The following is a 19301-nucleotide window of genomic DNA, read 5'->3' on the forward strand; positions in this document are numbered from 1 at the left end:
TTCGCCTGAACGAGCTGTCCAGAGGACTGTCGGGTCACCCCAAGGGGGATCCGCCTGGAAAAGCGCGTTTACGGAGACGCAGACATGGCGACCGGCACGGTCAAGTGGTTCAACCCCACCAAGGGCTTCGGCTTCATCCAGCCCGATGGCGGCGGAACAGACGTGTTCGTTCACGTCACCGCCGTTCAGAAGGCAGGACTTCAGGGTCTCGATGAGAACGCCAAGGTCGAATACGAGCTGGAAAACCAGCGCGGCAAGACTTCGGCGATCGATCTCAAGCTTCTCTGAGTCGATCAGCTTTCAAGGCTTAGGGACGGGCGCGGGAGTTTCTCCTGCGCCCGTTTTCTTGTTGTGGGGCTACCGCGCTTAGCGCTGCTTGAGCGCATCGTTCCCGGCTACCGCGCTTCGCGCTACTTGAGCCCGTTTGGCGCCTCTGCGGCGGTGACCGTCTTCACCCGCTGCGACCTCTGCGCCATCACGATGGCGCCCAGCACCAGGGCGCCGCCCAGGGCCTGGATCGGCGTCAGGGTCTCGCCGAAGATCCACCAGCCCAGCAAACCCGCGACCACCGGCTGGATCAGGATGGTCACGGCCGTGACCGAGGCCGGCAGCTTGCCCAGCGCCCAGGCCACGCCGCCTTGGCCAAAGACGTGCATGACCCCCATGGCGATACAGGCGGCCCACCCGGCCGGCCCGGCGGGAATGATGTCTTCGCCCAGCGCCAGGGCGACGATCAGCAGCAGGGGCGCGCCCAGCAATGTGGCCCAGAAGGTGACGCGCATCGCGCCGGCCGTGCGCCGCGCGGCCTTCACCGCCAGGAAATAGCCCGAATACCAGACCGCCACCGACAGAGAGAAGGCGTCGCCCAGCGGCGGATTGGTCCCCTGTCCGCCGTCCGCTCCCGCCGCCATCGCAAAGGCGCCGCCCATGGCCAGGGCCAGGGCCACAAGGAACAGCCGGTGGGGCCGCTCCTTCAGCACGAACCAGCCGAACAGGGTGACGACGACCGGCGTCAGGTTGCACAGCACCGTCGCATTGGCGACGGACGTCATGACGATGCCGTAGTGCCAAAAGCTGAGGTCCAGGGCGAAGAACAGGCCCGCCAGCAGCGCCCATTTCGAAGGCGTCGCGACGCCGCCCGGCTCACGTGCCGCCAGGATGGTCAGCAGCGGCAGGGCGAACAGGAAGCGCCAGAAGCCCGCCGCCGCCGGCCCCGTCTCAGTCAACCGCACCAGGATGGGCGCCAGGCCCAGCACGCAGGCGGCGATCAGCAGGACGATCAGGGCGAAGGCGCGAGGCGAGACACGCGAAACAAGGGCGGACATGGCGCGGCTCTTACGCCGCCCTGCGGCGTCACGCCACAGGGCGTGCGATCAGATCAGCGGATCGATCCGCGCCTTGACGTTGACGGCCAGGCCCGGCGCCCGGTCCACATAGTCGATGGTCCCGTCCAGCTGTCCCACCAGGCTCTGGATCATCATCGAGCCAAAACCCTTGCCCGCCAGATGGCCGCCGGCGCCCTCGTCCTCGACCGACAGGCGGAAGTTCGCGCCCTGGTCTTCCATGATGATGCGAAGCGGACCGGGCTTGCCGTTGTAGGCGTATTTCTGGGCGTTGATGATCAGCTCGGTCAGGATCAGGCCGATGGTGACCGCCCGCCCGGCGTCGGCGCAGACCGGGTCCAGATCCGTCTCGATCACGGCGGTCCAGTCCGGCCCCATGCTGGAGCTGAGGTCCACGATCAGGTCTCCGATGTAGCGGGCCATGTCGATGGAAGCGACCTGATCGCCGAGATAAAGGCGGCTATGCACCGCCGAGACGGCGCGCACGCGACGCCGCGCCTCGTTCAGGGCCGTGGCGGCGGCGCTGCCCGTCTGCTCGCGCGCCTGAAGACCCAGGAAGCTGGACACCAGGGTCAGGCTGTTCTGGACCCGGTGGTTCACTTCGCGGATCAGGTATTGCTGCTGCTCCAGCCGCAGATCCCGCTCGGACAGGCGGTCCTGAAGCGAGCGGTTCAGGCGGCGAAGCTGGTCGATGGCGGCATAGTCGGCCAGGGCGTCGCGAAGGCGCGCGGCCGACTCGATCGCAGCCGGGCTCCAGCGGTGGGCGCGGCCCGAGACCGATTCCGACCAGCTCTCGAACGAGGCGCGCGGCGTCAGCACGGCGTTGGGGCCGGTCTTGTCGGCGGTCGAAGGATTGCCGGCCCACCGCACGGTCTCGATCACTTCGGATCGGAACCACAGTATCGACACCGGCTGGTCGATCGGCAGGGTGACGGCCAGGAGCCCGCTGCCATGGATCGACCAGGCCTTGGCCTCGGGCAGGATGGCGGCGAGGTTGTGGGATGACACGGGGCGCAGACCGGGCTGTTCCGCAGCCCAGGCGGCGATGGCGCTCACCGCGTCCTTGGGCGGGGCATGGCCGAAGATCTGGACGTCGCCCTCGCCGACGATGGCCAGGCCGTCGGCGCTCGTCAGCTGCATCAAGGAATCCGCGCGCATGCCCAGCGCCTCGCGCAGCGGGCGGTCCGTTGAAAGCCGTCCGACCAGTTCGTCTTCCATACGGCGCAGGCGGATGCGTTCGCGATAAAGCTCGGCGTCGCCCTTGGCCTTCAGCTGGCGCGCTAGGTTCCGAGCCAGGGTCGTGCAGCCGACCCGCAGTTCGTAGGGCAGCAGCTTGGGCGAGGCGTTGTGGCAGGCGATCAGGCCCCACAGCGCGTCATCGACGATGATCGACACCGAGGCCGAGGCCCGCACGTCCATGTTCCTGAGATACTGCAGGTGGATCGGCGACACCGAGCGCAGGCCGCTGTCGCTCATGTCCAGCGGCGTCTCGCCGGGCGCCACGGGACGCAAGGGCTGGGGCGTATAGCGGCTGTCGGGAATGACCCGCACGGGGTTGCGCAGATACAGGGCGCGCGCCTGTCTGGGGATGTCGGCAGCCGGGAAATGGTGGTTCAGGAACGACCCGGTTCCGTCCGCACGAGCCTCGGCGATCACCTGGCCCGCATCGTCGTCGTGGAAGCGGTAGATCATGACCCGGTCGAACCCGGTCAGCTTGCGAAAGGCCTCGGCCGCCCGTTCGCACACCGATTGAACCGTGACCGCCCGTTCCAGCGATGCGCCCGCAGCGTCCAGATTGGCGACCAGGTCGATGCCCAGGCGCGCCTGTTGCGAGCTCTGTTCGACCTCGACGATCATCAGGTCGTCGAGGGGGCCGGCGTTGGGCGCACGGTGGACGACCACGTCGTATTCCAGGCGATTGGTCGCGCGCCAGCGGCAGGCGAATCCGGTCTCCTGCATCGCCGCCATCGAGCGGATGCGCCGGTCCGTGACATCGCCCAGCACGTCAGCGACGGCGCGATCGATCCAGGCCTTGCGGCCAGTCAGATCCTCAATGGCGCCCGCGCCCTGTCGGATCGTCAGGGATTGCAGGTCCAGAACCAGCAGGAAGCCGTGCGGCTGGGTGGATTGCGGAATGTGGATCGGCTCGCGATCACAGTCCGTCAGCGCCGGTTCGACGCGGTCCGGGGCCTCGGTCATGCGGCGACGTCCTGCGTTTGCGGCTGCAGGGTCCGGTGGGCGAAGGCGAAGCCGTCGATACCGCCCTGCACGATCTCTTCGACGGTCGCGCGACCCGAGGCGCAGGCCTGGTCCAGCAGGGTCATGAAGGCGCGCCAGCGCGCGCCGGTCTCTTCGCCATAGGGATCGAGGAAGTCGAGGCCGTCCAGATCGCGACCCTCGGCCGTCAAACGACGACGAATGATGCGGCCGCCCAGCATCGACCCTTCGGCGACATAGACCCAGCCCAAAGCAGCCCCTGCGGTCGTCGGCGCGACGGGGCGTGCAGGCGCGGGGACGCGGACGCCCAGCGTGCCGAGATCCCGGGCGATGCCGTCGGCGCGAGAGCGGGGCGCGAACGCGCCGCCGACATCAATGTTCAGGCCTGCGACCAGCGGATGGCTGACCGGCTCCAGACCGGCGTGAAACCGGTGAAAGGCCTGCACCGCATGGGCGCGGGTTGCGCGGTCGGCCAGACGCGGTTCGATCCGGGCCTCGACTTCCAGCGCTTCGTGAGCGGATGCGGTGGCTTCCCGAAGAGCGAGAAGGGCGGGGGAAGCGATCATGGGCGCCAGACTAACACACTGTCTTGTCTTGTCGATTTTCACGGACGCAAAGCCGCGCTAGAAGGCGCCTCACGGACACGGAACGGCCCAGGGCGCATGGCGTTCAGCAGCCTCGTCCATTTTCATTTTCGCTCGGAACGGTAGGCCCTCATGAAACTGCGCGTGCGCGCCGAGCTCGTCTATCGTTTCGATCCGCCGACCGACGCCATCTACAAGATCCAGGTGGCCCACTGGCCCGGCCAGGACATCATCGAAGAGACCCTGACCTTCGATCCGCCGGTCGAGTTTCACGAGGACGAGGACGTCGATTTCGGCGCCCGCACCCTGCGTTGCCATGTCGAGGGCGAGGTCACCCTGACCTATGAGGCGGTGGTCGAGAACGGCGTGCTGAAGGGCCTGCCGCCCAGCGTGTCGCAGCACGACTGGGGCGAGCTGCCGGCCGAGGTCCTGCCCTATCTTCAGCCCAGCCGGTATTGCCCGTCGGACCAGTTCGGCCGGTTCGTCACGCGCGAGTTCGGCGACACGGCGGGCGGCGCGCGCGTGCTGGCGATCCTGAACTGGATCACCGCCAACGTCGATTACGAGCACGGCGTCTCGGACACCGAGACCACGGCGGCGCGCACCTTCATCGACCGGGCCGGGGTGTGTCGCGACTTCACCCACCTGGGCATGACCCTGTGCCGGGCTTCCGGCATTCCCGCGCGCGCCGTCAGCGCCTTCGCCCACCAGCTGGAGCCGCCCGATTTCCACGCCATCTTCGAGGTCTGGCTGGACAACGGCTGGTGGCTGGTCGACGCGACGGGCCTGGCCCCGGTCGAGGGTCTGGTGCGGATCGCCTGCGGGCGGGATGCGGCGGACATCGCCTTCCTGACCACCCAGGAACGGTGCCAGATGGTGCGCCAGTCGGTCACGGTGGCGGCGGCTTGAGCGGCCGCTACTTCGCCTGCGCCGCCTTATAGGCCTGAAGTTCGTCGATCACGTCCATCTGGCGCAGCACCTTGTTCTGCGGATCGATCAGGACGTGGGCGCCGGCCGGAACCGCGACCCGGCCGCGCCCGCCGGTCATCGCCACGGTCTGGACGACGCCGTCGATCTCGATCTCCAGCGGCATGGGGAATACCCCGCCGTCGCCCGTGGTCCACGCCAGCCGCAACATCCCCCCCTCTTGCGTCTGCGTCAGCACGGGCAGGGCGGCGTTGTAGAGATAGCCCCGGAAGAACCAGCCATAGTCCTGGCCCGTCACCGCATTGACGATGTCCAGGAAGTCGCCGGTCGAACGATAGAGCGGCGCGAAATTGCCGGGCCGGGGATCGGGTCGGCCATAGACCAGCCGGGTGATCGCCTCGTGGAAGGCCGCGTCGCCGATCAGCATCCGCAGCGAATGGCTGATCAGCGAGCCCTTGTTGTAGATGTCGAGGCCGGGCCCGACATCGCCCTTGTAGACCTCATCCTCGGTCTTGGGGGCGCCTGAGACGACGGGGAATGCGTTGATCAGCCCCTCGCGCTGATCGGCCAGTTCGCGCTGCATATAGCGGTCGCCCAGCAGCCAGCGGGCGTAGAGCGGCTGCATATAGCTGCCCAGACCCTCGTGCAGCCACATGTCGTCGGCGTTCTGGTTGGTCAGCTGGTTGCCGAACCATTCGTGGGCGAACTCGTGCTGAAGCAGCCAGTCATAGCCCCGCCCGTCGATCTTGTAGCCGTTGCCGTAGGCGTTGATGGTCTGGTGCTCCATGCCCAGGTGCGGGGTCTCGACCACGCCCATCTTCTCGTCGCCGAAGGGATAGGGGCCGACCGTCGCCTCGAAGAAGTCGAGCATCTTCGGGAATTGGGCGAACAGGGCCTGGACCTGTTCCGGCGTGTCCGACTTCAGATGCCAGTAGGCCATCGGGATCGTATTGCCGAACCGGCTGCGATATTCGCCCGCGACCTCCTCGTAGGGGCCGACATTCAGGGCGATGGCGTAGGTGTTCGGCGACTTGGCGGTCCAGTTCCAGGTGTTCCAGCCGTCGCCATGATCGACCTTGCCCAGGAAACGGCCGTTGGACGGCGCCGACAGCCCGGACGGGACCGTGATGTGCAGATCGACCCGGCCCGGCTCGCCGTGCGGGCTGTCGATACAGGGCCAGAAGATGTCGCAGCCCTCGCCCTGGACGGCGGTGGCGATCCAGGGCTCGCCCGACGGCGCGGTGGACCAGACGAAGCCGCCATCCCACGGCGCGCGGGGCGCCACGCGCGGCTGACCGGCATAGGCGACGCGCAGGGCGACGGACTGTCCGGCGGGCAGGGTCTGGGCCAGCTGCACCGTCAGCCGGCCCTGGGGATTGGACCAGCTGTCGACGGCGACCTCGACCCCGTCGATCTGGACCGACGAGATGGTCAGCAGCGTATCCAGATCGACGACCAGGGCCTCCAGCGGGGCCTTGGCGGTGAAGTCCAGCACGGCGACCGCGTCGATGGCCTTGTCGGCGGGAATGACCCTGATCGTCAGATCAGCCTTGTCGAACCGCATCGCCTGCTGTTCGGGCGTCAACGGTTGGTCGGTGGCCAGGGTGTAGGGGGTCGATTCGCGCGTCGTCGCGGCGGTCGGGGTGGTGGCGCAGGCGGTCAGGGCCAGAAGGCTCGCAGCGGCGAGCGGAACCTTGATGCGCATCGAACTTCCCTTCGGTCTGGCGAGGAAGGCTTAGCGCGGGCCGGCAAGGGCGCAAAGAAAAAGGCCGGTGTTTCCACCGGCCTCTTCCAGAAGTTTTTGTCGTTACCGACTGGGTCGATCAGGCAGCAGCGGCGGCGGCTTGCTCGGCGATCTTGGCGCGAACCTGGCGCTTGATGCGCTGGGCGGCGATCGACAGCTGCTCGTCGCGAGCCTTGACGATGAAGACGTCCAGACCGCCCTTGTAGTCCAGGGTGCGCAGCGCGGCGTTCGAGATCCGCAGGCTGAACGTCTGGCCCAGGCTGTCCGAAGTCAGCTTGACCGTCTTCAGCGACGGCAGGAAGCGGCGCTTGGTCTTGATGTTCGAGTGGCTCACATTGTGGCCGACCATCGGGCCGATACCGGTGAGTTCGCAACGACGCGACATCGTCAGATCCTTAAGATGCGGCGTCCAGCCCGAGCATGGGAGAAGACGCATGAACAGTTGCGCGCAGGAACCTGCCCGCGCGAGAGGGGGCCGTATAAGGGAAGAGGCGGTTCGGCGTCAAGCTGAGTCTGGACGCATGATCCAGACGGTTCGTTCAGCCGTCATTCAAATGCCGCCCTATATGGATCATACCATGAAGACCAAAGCTGAACAGAAGGCCGCCATGTCCCGTCCGTCGCTGATCGACCGTCTGCCCAAGCGGGCGCTCGCCGTCCTGGCCCCAGTCGTCGCCGGCGGCTTCATGCTGGCCTCGCCCGCCGTCGCCCCCGCACAGACGGCGGCCCAGTCCGAAGTGCTGCCCGGCTATTGGGAATACACCACCAGCGCCGTGGGCCAGAGCGACACGCTGCAACGCTGTGTCCGCCCCAGCGAGATCAACCGATTCTTCGGCGGCCTGTCGACTAACAAGTGGCGCTGCACCTATCCGACCCGGGTGGTCGGCAATGGCAACGCCCGATTCGAGGGCACGTGCCAGGACCGCAAGGGTCGTCGCATCGCCGTGCGCCTGAACGGGACCTATACCGACACCAGCTTCAGCTTCCGCGGGGGCGCCCAGATCGTTCGCGGCACCCCCTATATTCCCGCCAGCATCACCGCGCGCCGCATCAGCGCCCAGTGCCCGGCCAACGCCGAGTATTTCTGAGGCCCGTATAGCCGAGCAGCAAAAAAAGGCCCCGGATCGCTCCGGGGCCTTTTCTTTCGTCCGAGGTCGAAGTCTATGCGGCTTCGGCGGTCGGGATCGGTCTGTTGGCGCCGACGGGCGCGATCCAGTCTTCCAGCGCGTCGATGACGGCGTCATCGACCTCGGCGTCGAACTTGCGCGCGAACAATGACGGGCTGGCCTTCAGTTCGGGCAGGTCCGCCAGGGTGTAGGTGCGTGGACGCAGCTTGATGTCCCCGTCGGGGATCCAGTCGATCATCCGCATGTCGTCGTTGACCATCGGCCCATGGGCGTCGGTGTTCTTCATTACGGTCTGGAAGAAGCCTTCGTCGGCGATGAAGGTGTGGCGATAGAAGGCCTTGAACCGGTCCGCCGCCTTGTCGTTGCAGACGAAGTCGCAGAAGCGGCGGCTGACCATCATCCACTGATTGCCGATATAGGGCGTGGCGCCGCGCAGGAACGGGCGGCGCAGGATGGTGCGCAGGATGCCGCCGGGGCGCTCGAACACCATGTTGCGGACCCGGTTCATGGTGTCGGGGCGGATCGTGCGCTGATCGACCGCGCGGATGAACTCCTGCCCTTTGTGCGTCGTCAGGAAGGCCATGATGTCGGCCTGGGACTTCAACGGGAAGTCCTGGCCGCTCAGGTTGATGAAGACCGACCAGTCGTCGCTCATCTCCAGCAGCCGCTTCATGCCGCGCAGTTCCGCGTCGATCAGGCTGTAGCCGCCCCACAGGGCGCGCCGGCTTTCGATGACGTCGGCGTTGTCGTAGGGCGCCAAGAACTGGCGGATCTGCTGTTCCAGCTCGGGGCCGGAGTTGCGATCGACGTGAACGACATACTGGTTGGCGGGATCATAGACGGCGTCGAACAGGCGTTTGAACTGTTCGGGATAGCGGTGAACCAGGATCAGATAGCCGATCATGCGTCCGCCCTCCCCTGGATTGAAAGGGGACGACCCGTCGCGGCGGCGCGCGCGACGGATAGCTCGATGAGCCAGATCATAAGATCGAAGGTTTCGCATGGTGGTCAAACCGGATCCGATCAACCGCCTGCGGGCGGTTCGCTCTCGGCGACCATCCTCCTATTTGGGAAGTCTCGGCTCAAAAGCCATGGGCGCGGACCTGTGCGGCCTCATTTGGCGGTCGCTGGCCTGTTAGGCTGATCTCTCACAGAAAAGGTCGATCACCGTGAAAGAGAGCAAGGGCAAGTCCAAGAAGGTCGCGCCGCCCAAGGCGAACGCGTCCCAGCCCAGCCTGAAGAATCTGGTTCCCGTGCCCGGCAAGTCGGGAAAGCTCGGCAAGTAGGGCCCGGAAAAACAAAAAGGGCCCCGGATCGCTCCGGGGCCTTTTCGTTTGTCCGAGGTCGAAGATTAAGCGGCTTCGGCGGTCGGGATCGGCTTCTTGGCGCTGAGCGACTTGGCGAGCAGCTCGACGGCGGCTCCCTTGTCGATCTTGTTGGCGGCGGCGACTTCGCGCGCCATGCGGTCCAGAGCCGATTCATAGAGCTGGCGCTCCGAATAGGACTGTTCCGGCTGGGTGTCGGCGCGGTGCAGGTCGCGGACCACTTCGGCGATGGAGATCAGGTCGCCCGAGTTGATCTTGGCTTCGTATTCCTGAGCGCGGCGCGACCACATGGTGCGCTTGATGCGGGCGCGACCCTTCAGGGTGCTCAGGGCCTTGGTCACGACGTCGTCGGCGGCCAGCGAACGCAGGCCGGCCGTCGCGGCCTTCTTGGTCGGAACACGCAGGGTCATCTTTTCGTGGTCGAAGGTCACGACATAGACTTCCAGCGACATGCCCGCGACTTCTTGGGTCTCGACCGCCGCGACTTTCCCGACGCCGTGCGCCGGATAGACGACCGCGTCGCCAACCTTGAACTCCAGACCAGTCTTGCTCGTCATATTCGTCCTTTCCCGGTTCAGGGCCGGGCGACGCGAAGGCGCAGAAAACGCAAACAGAATCTCATCCGCCGGATCGCTCCGTCGGAGGGGATGATGTCAGGCGTCAAATGCGGAAACGGATCACCAAACCTCTGGCCGATCCCGTCTGTGGGCGGGATTCTGTCGCAAACACGGGCGGCGCGAAGATTTCGACCGCCCGATCCAATGAAACAGAACCTATCACAAATCTGCGGAATTTCAAAACGTCCACAGGGCGGACGTGGATTTGCAGCAAGGCTTGAGCGCCGCCGGGCTCTAAGTCAGGAACCCTTGCCCGGCTTGGGGCTGAAGTATTTCTCGTATTTTCCGGTCTCGCGTTCGTACTGTTCGCGATCGGCGGGGGGCGTGCCCTTGACGGTGATGTTGGGCCAGACCTTGGCGTATTCGGCGTTGACCTGAAGCCACTTGCCGTCCGGCTCATCCTCGGTGTCGGGCACGATGGCGTCGACGGGGCATTCCGGCTCGCACACACCGCAGTCGATGCATTCGTCGGGCGCGATGACCAGGAAGTTCTCGCCCTCGTAGAAGCAGTCCACCGGACACACCTCGACGCAGTCCATGAACTTACATTTCACGCAGGCGTCGGTGACGATGTAGGTCATTGGGCGAAGATATGGGGGCAAGCTGTGAGCGGGAGGCCTGCGACATGGCGGCCACGCAACCAACTGTCAACAGCAGGGCTTAAGGCGAGAGACGTTCGCAAGCGGGTTCGACGCCGCTTGACAACAGTCAGGCTTAATCGCAACTGTATTGATTGCATATCCACCGTCCCATCGACAGGAACTCCCCCATGCGCACGCCCTTCATGAAATACGCCCTAGCCGGCACCTTGGCGCTCAGCCTCGCCGCCGGCGGCGCGGTCGTGGCCCAGGCCGCCCTGACCAAGAACCCGGCCGAAGTCACCGCCGGAAACTACGATCTGGAATCCAGCCACGGCAAGATCACCTGGTCGGTGAACCACTTCGGCCTGTCGACCTACACGGGCCAGTTCGTGAACGTGAAGGCCGAGTTGAAGCTGGACCCGGCCAATCCGTCGGCCTCCACTCTGACCGCCACCATTCCCCTGACCGACGTCGCGCCGAACGACGACCGGCTGAAGGCGCACCTGCAGACCGCCGACTTCTTCGACACCGCCAACCACCCGACGGCGACCTTCGTCTCGCGCTCGGTGACGGTGGATTCGGACGACGCCAACGAGGCGACCGTGGTCGGCGACCTGACCCTGCGCGGCGTGACCAAACCCGTCACCATCGAGGTCGAGTTCAACGGCGCCGGCACCGTCATGGGCGCCTACAAGTCCGGCTTCGACGGCGAGGCCACGATCAAGCGCTCGGACTTCGGCATTAACTACGCCCTGCCGGCCGTGTCCGACGAAGTGAAGCTGCACATCGAAGGCGAGTTCGTGCTGAAGCAATAGGGCTATCGCGCTACTTGAGCCGTCAAGCAGTAGGTGAATAAAGGGCGCGGGCCTCCTCGGGTGGTCCGCGCCTTTCGCCCAGCGCCTCCACCCTCAGGCTGGTGACGCGGCTGTTCTGGGCGAAGGTCAGCAGATCGCCGACGTGGACGCAGCGGCTGGGCTTGTCGAGCCGCGTCTCCCGCCCCTGATGCGTCAGCCGCACCGCGCCCCGCTCAACCAGATCGGCGGCCAGCACCCGCGTCTTCACGAACCGCGCGCGCCAAAGCCACAGATCGATGCGACAGGCGTCCTGGCTCAAGCCGTCGCCTTCCGACGCGGACGCCGCCGCTTGGGCCGCGCAGGCGGGGCTTCCGTCAGAACCGCAAGCACAGCGAAGGGCGAATCCTTAACCGGTTTGGGCGCTGCGCCCGGCTTGTCGGGCAGACGGGCGCGTTCGGTCTTCAGGGCGGCGATGACCTGTTTCGCCTGATCGGCGCTCCAGCCCAGGTCGGTCAGGGCTTCGTCGGACAGCCTGCCGTGGTTCGCGGCCCGCAGGTCGGCCATCTTCTCCAGCGTCTCGACCGGGACCAGCCATCGGCCGGCCTGGCGCAGGCCGTGGGCCGACAGCAGGCGCGGCGAAGGCGCTTCGGCCGGCGTCGGGATCAGGTCGGGCGTCGCCGGGATCAGGGGAGCGTCCACGAACCCTTGAGCGAAATGCCGGGCGCGTGGCTTCTGAAGGCCGGGCAGCCAGACGGAGTGGACGCCGGCGCGAATGGCGAAGCTCTTGATCGTGCGGCGCTCGACCTGGCTGAGCGCCGCCAGATCGCGCTCCACGTCGCGCCGGTCGATCAGTCCGCCAGCTTCAATTAGGCGGAAGGCGATCCCGCGCGGCAGGCCCTTCAGCGCCCCCGATTCCACCGCCTGACGCAGGCGGCGCAGATCCCGAAGCGCACGGCCCGCCTCGAACGCCAGCCAGGCCTCGATCCGGCGTTTGGCGCGCTCACGGGCGGGCGTCGGACCCAGTTCGCCCAACAGGCGGACGACGGGCGAGAACGGATCGGCCCCGGTCGGCGTCGCGATGATCTGCGCCGTCAGCACGCCGCGCCACAGGACGGCCCCGTCTGGGGTGACGGAAAAGGCCTCGTCGGTCTCGGCCGCCAGCCGACCCAGCCGGCGGTTGATCTCGGGCGTCACGGCGCGAACGGCCGCCTGGCGCAGGGTGCGGTCCTCCAATGCCGAGGCGCCCTTTTCCATCTGGAAGCGGACGCCTTCCAACTGGCCGACCACCTGGCCCTCGACCGTGACCTCGCCGTCGTCGGCGACCCCAGCAAACGTATCCTCGCGGATGTTCAGGGCCCGCATCAGGGCGGTGGTGCGACGATCCACGAACCGGGCCGTCAGCCGCTCGTGCAGCACGTCCGACAGCCGATCCTCCAGCGCCCGGGTCTTGTCGCGCCACCCTTGCGCGTCGTGAACCCAGTCGGGACGGTTGGCGATATAGGACAGGGTGCGAACGGCCGAGAGCCGGGCCGACAGCTGGTCGATCTGGCCGTCGTCGCGATCCACGAAGGCGAAGCGCGGCGCCATCCAGTCGTCCGTCAGCCGCCCTCGCTTTCCGGTCAGGGCGTGAAAGACGTCCTTGGCCAGGCGGGCGTGTTCGTCCAGCGTCGTCTTCTGGAAGTCGGGCAACTGGCACGCCTCCCACAGCCGCATGATGGCTCCGCGCGACCGGCCGATGCGCGCCACCTCCTCGTCCTTGATCAGGCGACGCAGCAGGGTTTCGTCGAGCGCTTCGCCGGTCAGGCTGAGGCCTGACGTCCGAGGCGTGACGGTCAGGGACCGCAGCAGGTCGGGCAGGGTGTCGAAGTCGAGCTTGGCGTTGCGCCATTCCGCCGCCTCGACCGGATCGAACCGGTGCTCGACCACCTGTTCGACCAAGTCGGCGTCCAGATCCTCGGCCTCGGCGGTGACGCCGAACGTCCCGTCGCGAAGGTGACGCCCGGCGCGCCCTGCGATTTGGCCGATCTCGTGCGCGTGCAGCCAGCGGGTCCGCCGCCCGTCGAACTTGCGCAAACCGGCGAAGGCGACATGGTCCACATCCATGTTCAGCCCCATGCCGATGGCGTCGGTGGCGACCAGGAAATCGACCTCGCCCGATTGGTACAGGGCGACCTGGGCGTTGCGGGTTCGGGGGCTGAGCGATCCCATGACCACGGCCGCGCCGCCGCGCTGACGCCGGATCAGTTCGGCGATGGCGTAAACCCGTTCGGTCGAGAAGGCGACGATGGCGCTGCGGCGGGGCAGGCGGGTCAGTTTCTTGGACCCGGCATAGGAAAGCGTGGACAGCCGGTCCCGCGTCACGATCTCCACGTCCGGGACCAGGCGGCGGATCAGGGGCTCCATGGTTCCGGCGCCCAGGAACATGGTCTCGAACCGGCCGCGCGCATGCAGCAGCCGCTGGGTGAAGACGTGGCCGCGCTCGGGGTCGGCGACCAGCTGGATCTCGTCGATGGCCAGGAACTCGACCGACCGCTCCAGCGGCATGGCCTCGACTGTGCAGACGAAATAGTGGGGGCGGGGCGGGACGATCTTTTCCTCGCCCGTGATCAGGGCGACAGCGGCGGCGCCTCTCTGCCGGACGATCCGCTCGTAAATCTCGCGGGCCAGCAGGCGCAGCGGAAGACCGATCATGCCCGAGGCGTGACCCAGCATCCGCTCGACCGCCAGGTGGGTCTTGCCGGTGTTGGTGGGCCCCAGGACCGCAGTGACGCGGGACGGGGCGAGGCCTGCGGACCGGTCGCTCATTGCCGCCCTAAGGTGGAGACGATTCTCCTCCGGCTCAAGCGTCGCCGGCGCGCATTCCCATACGAACCAGGGTGGACAGGTTTGGCGCCTGCATCTTGGTCATTACCTTGGCGCGGAAAATCTCCACCGTGCGTGGGCTGATCTCTAGCCGCAGCGCGATCTCCTTGTTCGAACAGCCCTCGATCAGGGCGTCGAATACCTGGCGCTCGCGGGCGGTCAGGGTCGCCAGACGGCTCCTGGCCTCGTCCCGCGCCGACCGGTCCGCTTCCAGGCTGGTCAGCGAGGCGATGCAGCGCCCGACGCAGTCCAGAATCTGTTCGGGATCGAAGGGTTTCTCAATGAAATCAACGACACCGGCTTTCATCAGCTGAACCGCCAGCGACACGTCGGCGTGGCCGGTGATGACGATCACGGGCCAGGTGTCGCCCCTCAGCACCTTCAGCTTGCGAACCAGTTCCGGCCCTTCGACGCCGGGCATACGCACGTCGCTGACGACACAGGCGCTCTTGTCGTTGGGCAGGTTCTCCAGAAACTCGTCTGCGCTAACGAAGGCGCGCGCCCGAAAGCCCGCCCCTCGCAACATGAGGACAAGCGAGTCCCGCATGGCTGGGTCGTCATCGACGATGAAGACGGAATGCGGGTTCATGCTGCGTCGAGCTCCGATTTGTGAGGCAGGCGAAAGGTGAAGGCGGCGCCGCCAAGTCTGCTACGGCCGACGGTCAGGGCGCCCCCGTGGCTTTCGACTATGGAGCGCGTGACGGACAGTCCCAGGCCCATGCCGCCGGCCTTGGTGCTGATCATGGGCTGGAAGATGCTCTCGCGCTGATCGGTGGGAATGCCGCGTCCGTTGTCTTCGACGGCGATCTCGTAGCCCTCGGGGCCGACCGAACGGCCGACAATGGACACGCGGCCTGCGTCGCTTCCGACTACGGCGTCCACAGCGTTGCGTACCAGGTTGGCGAGGGCCTGCTGCAACTGGATCCGATCCACCACCACATGATCGTCCTCGCCATCGGCGTCGATCTCGATGACGACATCGGTGTCTCGCCCGATCAGGGTGAAGACTGGAGCCAGGTCCTGGATCATCTGTGACGCGCGTTCCTCTGTGAAGGTGCGCGATCCAGTTGATAGGAGTTCGCGCATGCGCCGGATGATGTCGCCCGCGCGTAGCAACTGGGTCCTGGCTAAGTCCAGTGCGCGACCCGCCTCTTCGGCGGCCGGCCCTATCTTGGCCAGATCGGCTTGGCCGGCATGCAGATAGACGGCGGCGGCGCTCAAGGGCTGGTTCATCTCGTGCGCCAGGGTCGCGGCCATCTCGCCCATGGAGTTGAGGCGCCAGACGTTGTTGAGCCTTTCGCTCAGGTCGCGCTCGCGCTGACGGATCGCTTCGGCCTGGCTCTGATCGGCGAGCGCCAGGACGACATGTTCCGGCCAGATGTCGTCCGGCAGCACATTGGCGTGGATGGTCAGCGGCACAGGACCGGCGTCAGCGCGGCTGACCATCCAGGAGCCCGGAGACGGCGCCAGAACCTCGCCGCCCTGTCGCGCCGACATCAGGGCCGCGTCATCGAAACCTGGCACCATCGTGTGAAAGGGCAGAGCCATCGCTTCGTCGCGTCTCACGCCCAGAACCGCGGCTGCGGCCGGCGTCACGCGCTGCGTGCGGCCTTCGCGATCCAGGGTCACGACCGGAACGGACGTCAGGATGGTGTCGAGCAGCATCTCCCGCATGGCCAGATCGCGCGACAGCGCCCGAGCGGTCCTCAGCGCGCCGCCCAGGCGTCGGCAGACCTCGGCGATGGTCCAGGAAACGGCGGCGAAGAGGGCCGCGTTGATCGCCGAGTCCAACGCATCTTCCCGCTGCACCATCAGTTCGTTGGCCGTGATGGACAGACCGATCGCCAACAGCACGGAGAGCCGCCGCGCCAACAAGGCCGTGACCATCACGGCGACGATCATCGGCAGATAATAGAAATGACCGAAAGGTTCGAGCGCCAGGCGGACGGAGATAGCAACCAATACTGATACAAAGGCGACAGAAAGGCCGCCCCACCAAGTCTTTGTGCGCCGCAGCATGTAGACTGGGTGGTCAGATCTTTTCAAAACGGCGCAATCTAATTGCGCCATGAAGCATATTGCCTGCGCAAAACCACCCGAACGCTTCCCTGTCGTTTTTCTGCCTTATTTCGTATAGGCGATTTTTCTATGCGTGGAAATACGTAATCACTGCGACGGATTGGCAGTCGGGCCACGAGGAGCAAGCTCTGCCGTTCCTACGCATTCCTACCTACGGCGTGGTTCAGAAATAATATTAATCATCGCCTCATTCTTGATTGGCACAATGCAGGTGCATCAAGGACCGTCATGTCTCGTTCGTCTTTCGTCCATCGGCTTCTGAACGCCGGGACAACATGCCGCGATACAGACCCCTTTGATCGCATGGACGGCGGGGAACAATGATCACACGCACGGAATGTCGGCCTACAGGCGCAAGTTTGCGGACGAAGGCGATTGATCCGCAAAGATGCGACGCCGACCGTCGGTCCGCTGGCGCGCCGTCTGACCACCCTGTCGCCTATAGTTATATTTTTTGAATAACCGATCCATCGGGGGATGCTGAGTTGAAGATTATCGAGAATATGCCCGTCGGCCGTAAGCTGTTCGTGGCCTTCGGTCTGGTGCTGGCGGCGATCGCCATCATGGGCGCGGTCGTGGTGATGAGCCTGCTCAGGCTGGAAGCGGCTGGCGAAGTTCGCACGGTCGAGAACGAAGCGAACCGCGCTACGGCGAGCGCTGAATTCTACATGGCGCGCCAGGAAAACGCCTTCCGCGGCTACTTGCTGTCTCAGGATCCCTACTACCTCGAACGTCTGGACGCCCACCGCGCCAAATTCCTCGCCGCGCTGCAGGAACTGCGCGGCGCATTGCCGGCCGACCGCGCCGCTCCGATCGACAAGGTCATCGAGGCCAACGCGACCTGGTACAAGAACGTCGTCGAAGCCGGCGTCGTCATGGTTCGCGATGGTCGAGGCGCACAGGCGGTTCAGATGGTTGGACGCAATGGCTCCGCCGACAACTATGTCGCCCCTATCGAAGAGACGATCGCGGCGATCGAGAGCAACAACGACATCTTTAGACAAGCCTCGGCTGAGGCGCAGGGTGCGGCCAGTCGATCCGCCATGATAGGCCTGATTGTCGGTCTGATCGCCGCCCTGGCGATCGCATTGGTCGCCGGCCTGATCGCGACCCGCGCCATCACACAGCCGATCTTCACGATGATCGGCTATATGCAGAAGCTGATGGCGGGCGACACCGCCATTCAGATCGTCGGCGCCGACCGCAAGGACGAGTTCGGCAAGATGGGCCAGGCCATCGTCGCCTTCCGCGACGCCGCCGTCGACAAGGTTCGCGTCGAGCAGGAAGCCGCGTCGCATCGCTCGATGAGCGAACAGGAACGCGTCGCCAACGAAGCCGAAAAAGCCCGCGTCGCTGCGGAGGACAAGGTCGCTCTGGACGCCCTGGCCAACGGTCTGTCCGCCATGGCCAACGGCGACTTGACCCATCGGTTCACGGTCGAGGTCGCGCCCCGTTCGGAATCGCTGAAAGCCGACTTCAACGCCGCCATCGCCCAACTTCAGCAGGCGATCTCGGTCGTGGTCGGCAATGTGTCCGGCATCCGTTCCGGCGCCAGCGAGATCAGCCAGGCCGCCGACGATCTGTCGCGCCGCACCGAGCAGCAGGCGGCCTCGCTGGAAGAAACCGCCGCCGCCCTGGACGAGATCACCGCCACGGTGAACAAGACCGCCTCGGGCGCGCGTCAGGCCTCCGACGTGGTTCAGGCTGCGCGCGGCGACGCCGAAAAGAGCGGCATGGTCGTTCGCGACGCCGTCTCGGCCATGCAAGCCATCGAGGGCTCGTCCAACCAGATCAACCAGATCATCGGCGTGATCGACGAGATCGCCTTCCAGACCAACCTGCTCGCCCTGAACGCGGGCGTCGAAGCCGCCCGTGCAGGCGACGCGGGTCGTGGCTTCGCGGTCGTGGCCTCGGAAGTCCGGGCCCTGGCCCAGCGTTCGGCCGAAGCTGCGAAAGAGATCAAGACCCTGATCTCGGCCTCGACCGGTCAGGTCGGCGCCGGCGTCAAACTGGTCGGTGAGACCGGCGAGGCGCTGCAACGGATCGTGGACCGGGTCGCCGAGATCGACAGCCTGGTCACCGAAATCGCCGCCTCGGCCCAGGAGCAGGCCGTCGGCCTGGCCCAGGTCAATACCGCCGTGAACCAGATGGACCAGGTCACTCAGCAAAATGCTGCGATGGTCGAGCAATCGACGGCCGCCAGCCACTCGCTGGCCCAGGAGGCCGAAAGCCTGCAGGCCTCGGTGTCCCAGTTCCGCGTCGGCTCGCACCAGCAGGCTTCTCACGCGCCCGCTCCGGTTCGCAAGCCGGCCCCTGCCGCCAAGCCCGCCAACCGCATGGTCGCCGCGCTGAAGACCATCGGTCGTGGCGGCGCGGCCCTGAAACCGCAAGCCGCTGCCGTCGAAGACGGCTGGGAGGAGTTCTGATGAGCGAGACCCTGATCCTGGCCGAGGTGCTGGACCTGAATGCAGCCGAGCCTTTGAAGGCTGAGCTACTGGCCCTGCGAGGTCACGCCCTGACGCTGGACGCCTCGGCTGTCGAGCGGCTGGGCGGGCTGTGCCTGCAAATCCTCATGTCGGCCCGCAAGACCTGGGCCGCCGACGGCGTCAACCTAAGCTTAGGGTCTGTGTCCCAATATTGGACAGAACAGTGGGCGGCTCTAGGCGCGCCTGACTTCAACACCGAGGGGGCGTTGGCATGACCAAGACCGTTCTGACGATCGACGATTCACGCACCATGCGCGACATGCTGCTGATGGCGCTGGAAGACGCGGGCTATACCGTGATCCAGGCCGTCGATGGCGTGGACGGGCTGGAGACGCTGGCCGCCAGGGGCGCCGACGTCATCATCACCGACATCAACATGCCCCGCATGGACGGTTTCGGCGTCATCGAGGGTGTGCGCGCCAATCCGAACCACCGGACCACGCCGGTGCTGGTGCTGACGACCGAGAGCGACGCCGAGAAGAAGGCTCGCGCCCGCGCCGCCGGCGCCACCGGCTGGATCGTCAAACCCTTCGACCCCGCAAAACTGGTGGACGCCGTTCGCCGCGTCGCCGCCTGATCGCCCCCAGCCTGATCGCCAAAGCCCGCCGGACCCGC

General features: G+C 66.1%; 19 protein-coding genes. 7 read left to right on the forward strand and 12 right to left on the reverse strand.

Going from position 1 to position 19301, the window contains the following annotated elements; translation table 11 throughout:
* Positions 1 to 84 precede the first annotated feature (84 nt).
* Entirely contained in the window at positions 85 to 288 is a 204-nt protein-coding gene (locus ACK4MH_RS06845) for a cold-shock protein (protein WP_135194657.1), read from the forward strand.
* A gap of 122 nt (positions 289 to 410) precedes the next feature.
* Here ACK4MH_RS06845 and ACK4MH_RS06850 read toward each other — a convergent pair whose 3' ends face one another.
* From ACK4MH_RS06850 to ACK4MH_RS06860, 3 genes are read right to left on the reverse strand one after another with little or no spacing between them, the layout of a single operon-like run.
* Positions 411 to 1325, reverse strand: coding sequence for a DMT family transporter (locus ACK4MH_RS06850; RefSeq protein WP_409716449.1), 915 nt, complete (start codon positions 1323 to 1325; stop codon positions 411 to 413).
* A gap of 48 nt (positions 1326 to 1373) precedes the next feature.
* The gene (locus ACK4MH_RS06855) at positions 1374 to 3542 is read right to left on the reverse strand and encodes a histidine kinase dimerization/phosphoacceptor domain -containing protein (protein WP_409716451.1); all 2169 of its coding nucleotides are present in this window, start codon (positions 3540 to 3542) and stop codon (positions 1374 to 1376) included.
* Positions 3539 to 4126, reverse strand: coding sequence for a biliverdin-producing heme oxygenase (locus ACK4MH_RS06860; RefSeq protein WP_409716453.1), 588 nt, complete (start codon positions 4124 to 4126; stop codon positions 3539 to 3541). Before ACK4MH_RS06860 ends, ACK4MH_RS06855 begins: the two co-directional genes overlap by 4 nt.
* A 150-nt stretch (positions 4127 to 4276) precedes the next feature.
* Here ACK4MH_RS06860 and ACK4MH_RS06865 point away from each other — a divergent pair, with 150 nt between their 5' ends.
* Positions 4277 to 5053 (forward strand): transglutaminase-like domain-containing protein, encoded by a 777-nt coding sequence (locus ACK4MH_RS06865; RefSeq protein ID WP_372691292.1) that lies wholly within the window; start codon positions 4277 to 4279, stop codon positions 5051 to 5053.
* Between the two features lie 7 nt (positions 5054 to 5060).
* Here the strand turns inward: ACK4MH_RS06865 and ACK4MH_RS06870 are convergent, their stop codons facing one another.
* Together ACK4MH_RS06870 and rpmB are read right to left on the reverse strand one after the other, a co-directional pair.
* Complete coding sequence (locus tag ACK4MH_RS06870) at positions 5061 to 6776, reverse strand: M1 family metallopeptidase (protein WP_409716455.1); 1716 nt, start codon at positions 6774 to 6776, stop codon at positions 5061 to 5063.
* Positions 6777 to 6894: 118 nt separating this feature from the next.
* On the reverse strand, positions 6895 to 7200 hold the full coding sequence (gene rpmB, locus ACK4MH_RS06875; RefSeq protein WP_409716457.1) for a 50S ribosomal protein L28: 306 nt from the start codon (positions 7198 to 7200) through the stop codon (positions 6895 to 6897).
* 193 nt (positions 7201 to 7393) lie between these two features.
* Here rpmB and ACK4MH_RS06880 point away from each other — a divergent pair, with 193 nt between their 5' ends.
* Positions 7394 to 7903: a DUF3617 domain-containing protein gene (locus ACK4MH_RS06880; RefSeq protein WP_409716459.1), complete on the forward strand. Its 510-nt coding sequence runs from the start codon at positions 7394 to 7396 to the stop codon at positions 7901 to 7903.
* Between the two features lie 73 nt (positions 7904 to 7976).
* Here the strand turns inward: ACK4MH_RS06880 and ACK4MH_RS06885 are convergent, their stop codons facing one another.
* The 3 genes from ACK4MH_RS06885 to fdxA all read right to left on the reverse strand — a co-directional run bounded on the left by ACK4MH_RS06885 (position 7977) and on the right by fdxA (position 10465).
* Positions 7977 to 8846, reverse strand: coding sequence for a beta-1,6-N-acetylglucosaminyltransferase (locus ACK4MH_RS06885; RefSeq protein WP_409716461.1), 870 nt, complete (start codon positions 8844 to 8846; stop codon positions 7977 to 7979).
* A gap of 447 nt (positions 8847 to 9293) precedes the next feature.
* Entirely contained in the window at positions 9294 to 9824 is a 531-nt protein-coding gene (locus tag ACK4MH_RS06890; RefSeq protein ID WP_135194663.1) for a CarD family transcriptional regulator, read from the reverse strand.
* Between the two features lie 299 nt (positions 9825 to 10123).
* Entirely contained in the window at positions 10124 to 10465 is a 342-nt protein-coding gene (gene fdxA, locus ACK4MH_RS06895) for a ferredoxin FdxA (RefSeq protein WP_017505910.1), read from the reverse strand.
* Between the two features lie 188 nt (positions 10466 to 10653).
* Between fdxA and ACK4MH_RS06900 the strand changes: the two genes are divergently transcribed.
* Positions 10654 to 11280, forward strand: coding sequence for a YceI family protein (locus ACK4MH_RS06900; RefSeq protein WP_409716464.1), 627 nt, complete (start codon positions 10654 to 10656; stop codon positions 11278 to 11280).
* Between the two features lie 22 nt (positions 11281 to 11302).
* Here the strand turns inward: ACK4MH_RS06900 and ACK4MH_RS06905 are convergent, their stop codons facing one another.
* The 4 genes from ACK4MH_RS06905 to ACK4MH_RS06920 are packed head-to-tail and all read right to left on the reverse strand — an operon-like array spanning position 11303 to position 16140.
* On the reverse strand, positions 11303 to 11578 hold the full coding sequence (locus ACK4MH_RS06905; protein WP_409716466.1) for an RNA-binding S4 domain-containing protein: 276 nt from the start codon (positions 11576 to 11578) through the stop codon (positions 11303 to 11305).
* Entirely contained in the window at positions 11575 to 14064 is a 2490-nt protein-coding gene (locus tag ACK4MH_RS06910) for a helicase-related protein (RefSeq protein ID WP_409716468.1), read from the reverse strand. Before ACK4MH_RS06910 ends, ACK4MH_RS06905 begins: the two co-directional genes overlap by 4 nt.
* 34 nt (positions 14065 to 14098) lie before the next feature.
* The gene (gene fixJ / locus ACK4MH_RS06915; protein WP_409716470.1) at positions 14099 to 14710 is read right to left on the reverse strand and encodes a response regulator FixJ; all 612 of its coding nucleotides are present in this window, start codon (positions 14708 to 14710) and stop codon (positions 14099 to 14101) included.
* Positions 14707 to 16140, reverse strand: coding sequence for a two-component system sensor histidine kinase NtrB (locus ACK4MH_RS06920; RefSeq protein ID WP_409716472.1), 1434 nt, complete (start codon positions 16138 to 16140; stop codon positions 14707 to 14709). The genes fixJ and ACK4MH_RS06920 overlap by 4 nt, the downstream gene beginning before the upstream one ends.
* A 563-nt stretch (positions 16141 to 16703) precedes the next feature.
* Between ACK4MH_RS06920 and ACK4MH_RS06925 the strand changes: the two genes are divergently transcribed.
* Genes ACK4MH_RS06925 through ACK4MH_RS06935 form a run of 3 tightly spaced genes read left to right on the forward strand, consistent with a single transcriptional unit; the run spans position 16704 to position 19263 of the window.
* Positions 16704 to 18626: a methyl-accepting chemotaxis protein gene (locus ACK4MH_RS06925; protein ID WP_409716680.1), complete on the forward strand. Its 1923-nt coding sequence runs from the start codon at positions 16704 to 16706 to the stop codon at positions 18624 to 18626.
* Positions 18626 to 18901 (forward strand): STAS domain-containing protein, encoded by a 276-nt coding sequence (locus ACK4MH_RS06930; protein WP_409716474.1) that lies wholly within the window; start codon positions 18626 to 18628, stop codon positions 18899 to 18901. Before ACK4MH_RS06925 ends, ACK4MH_RS06930 begins: the two co-directional genes overlap by 1 nt.
* The gene (locus ACK4MH_RS06935) at positions 18898 to 19263 is read left to right on the forward strand and encodes a response regulator (protein ID WP_409716476.1); all 366 of its coding nucleotides are present in this window, start codon (positions 18898 to 18900) and stop codon (positions 19261 to 19263) included. Before ACK4MH_RS06930 ends, ACK4MH_RS06935 begins: the two co-directional genes overlap by 4 nt.
* The last annotated feature ends 38 nt before the right edge of the window (positions 19264 to 19301 follow it).

It is taken from the genome of Brevundimonas sp. (assembly GCF_046295075.1).
In the GTDB taxonomy this organism is placed as follows: domain Bacteria; phylum Pseudomonadota; class Alphaproteobacteria; order Caulobacterales; family Caulobacteraceae; genus Brevundimonas.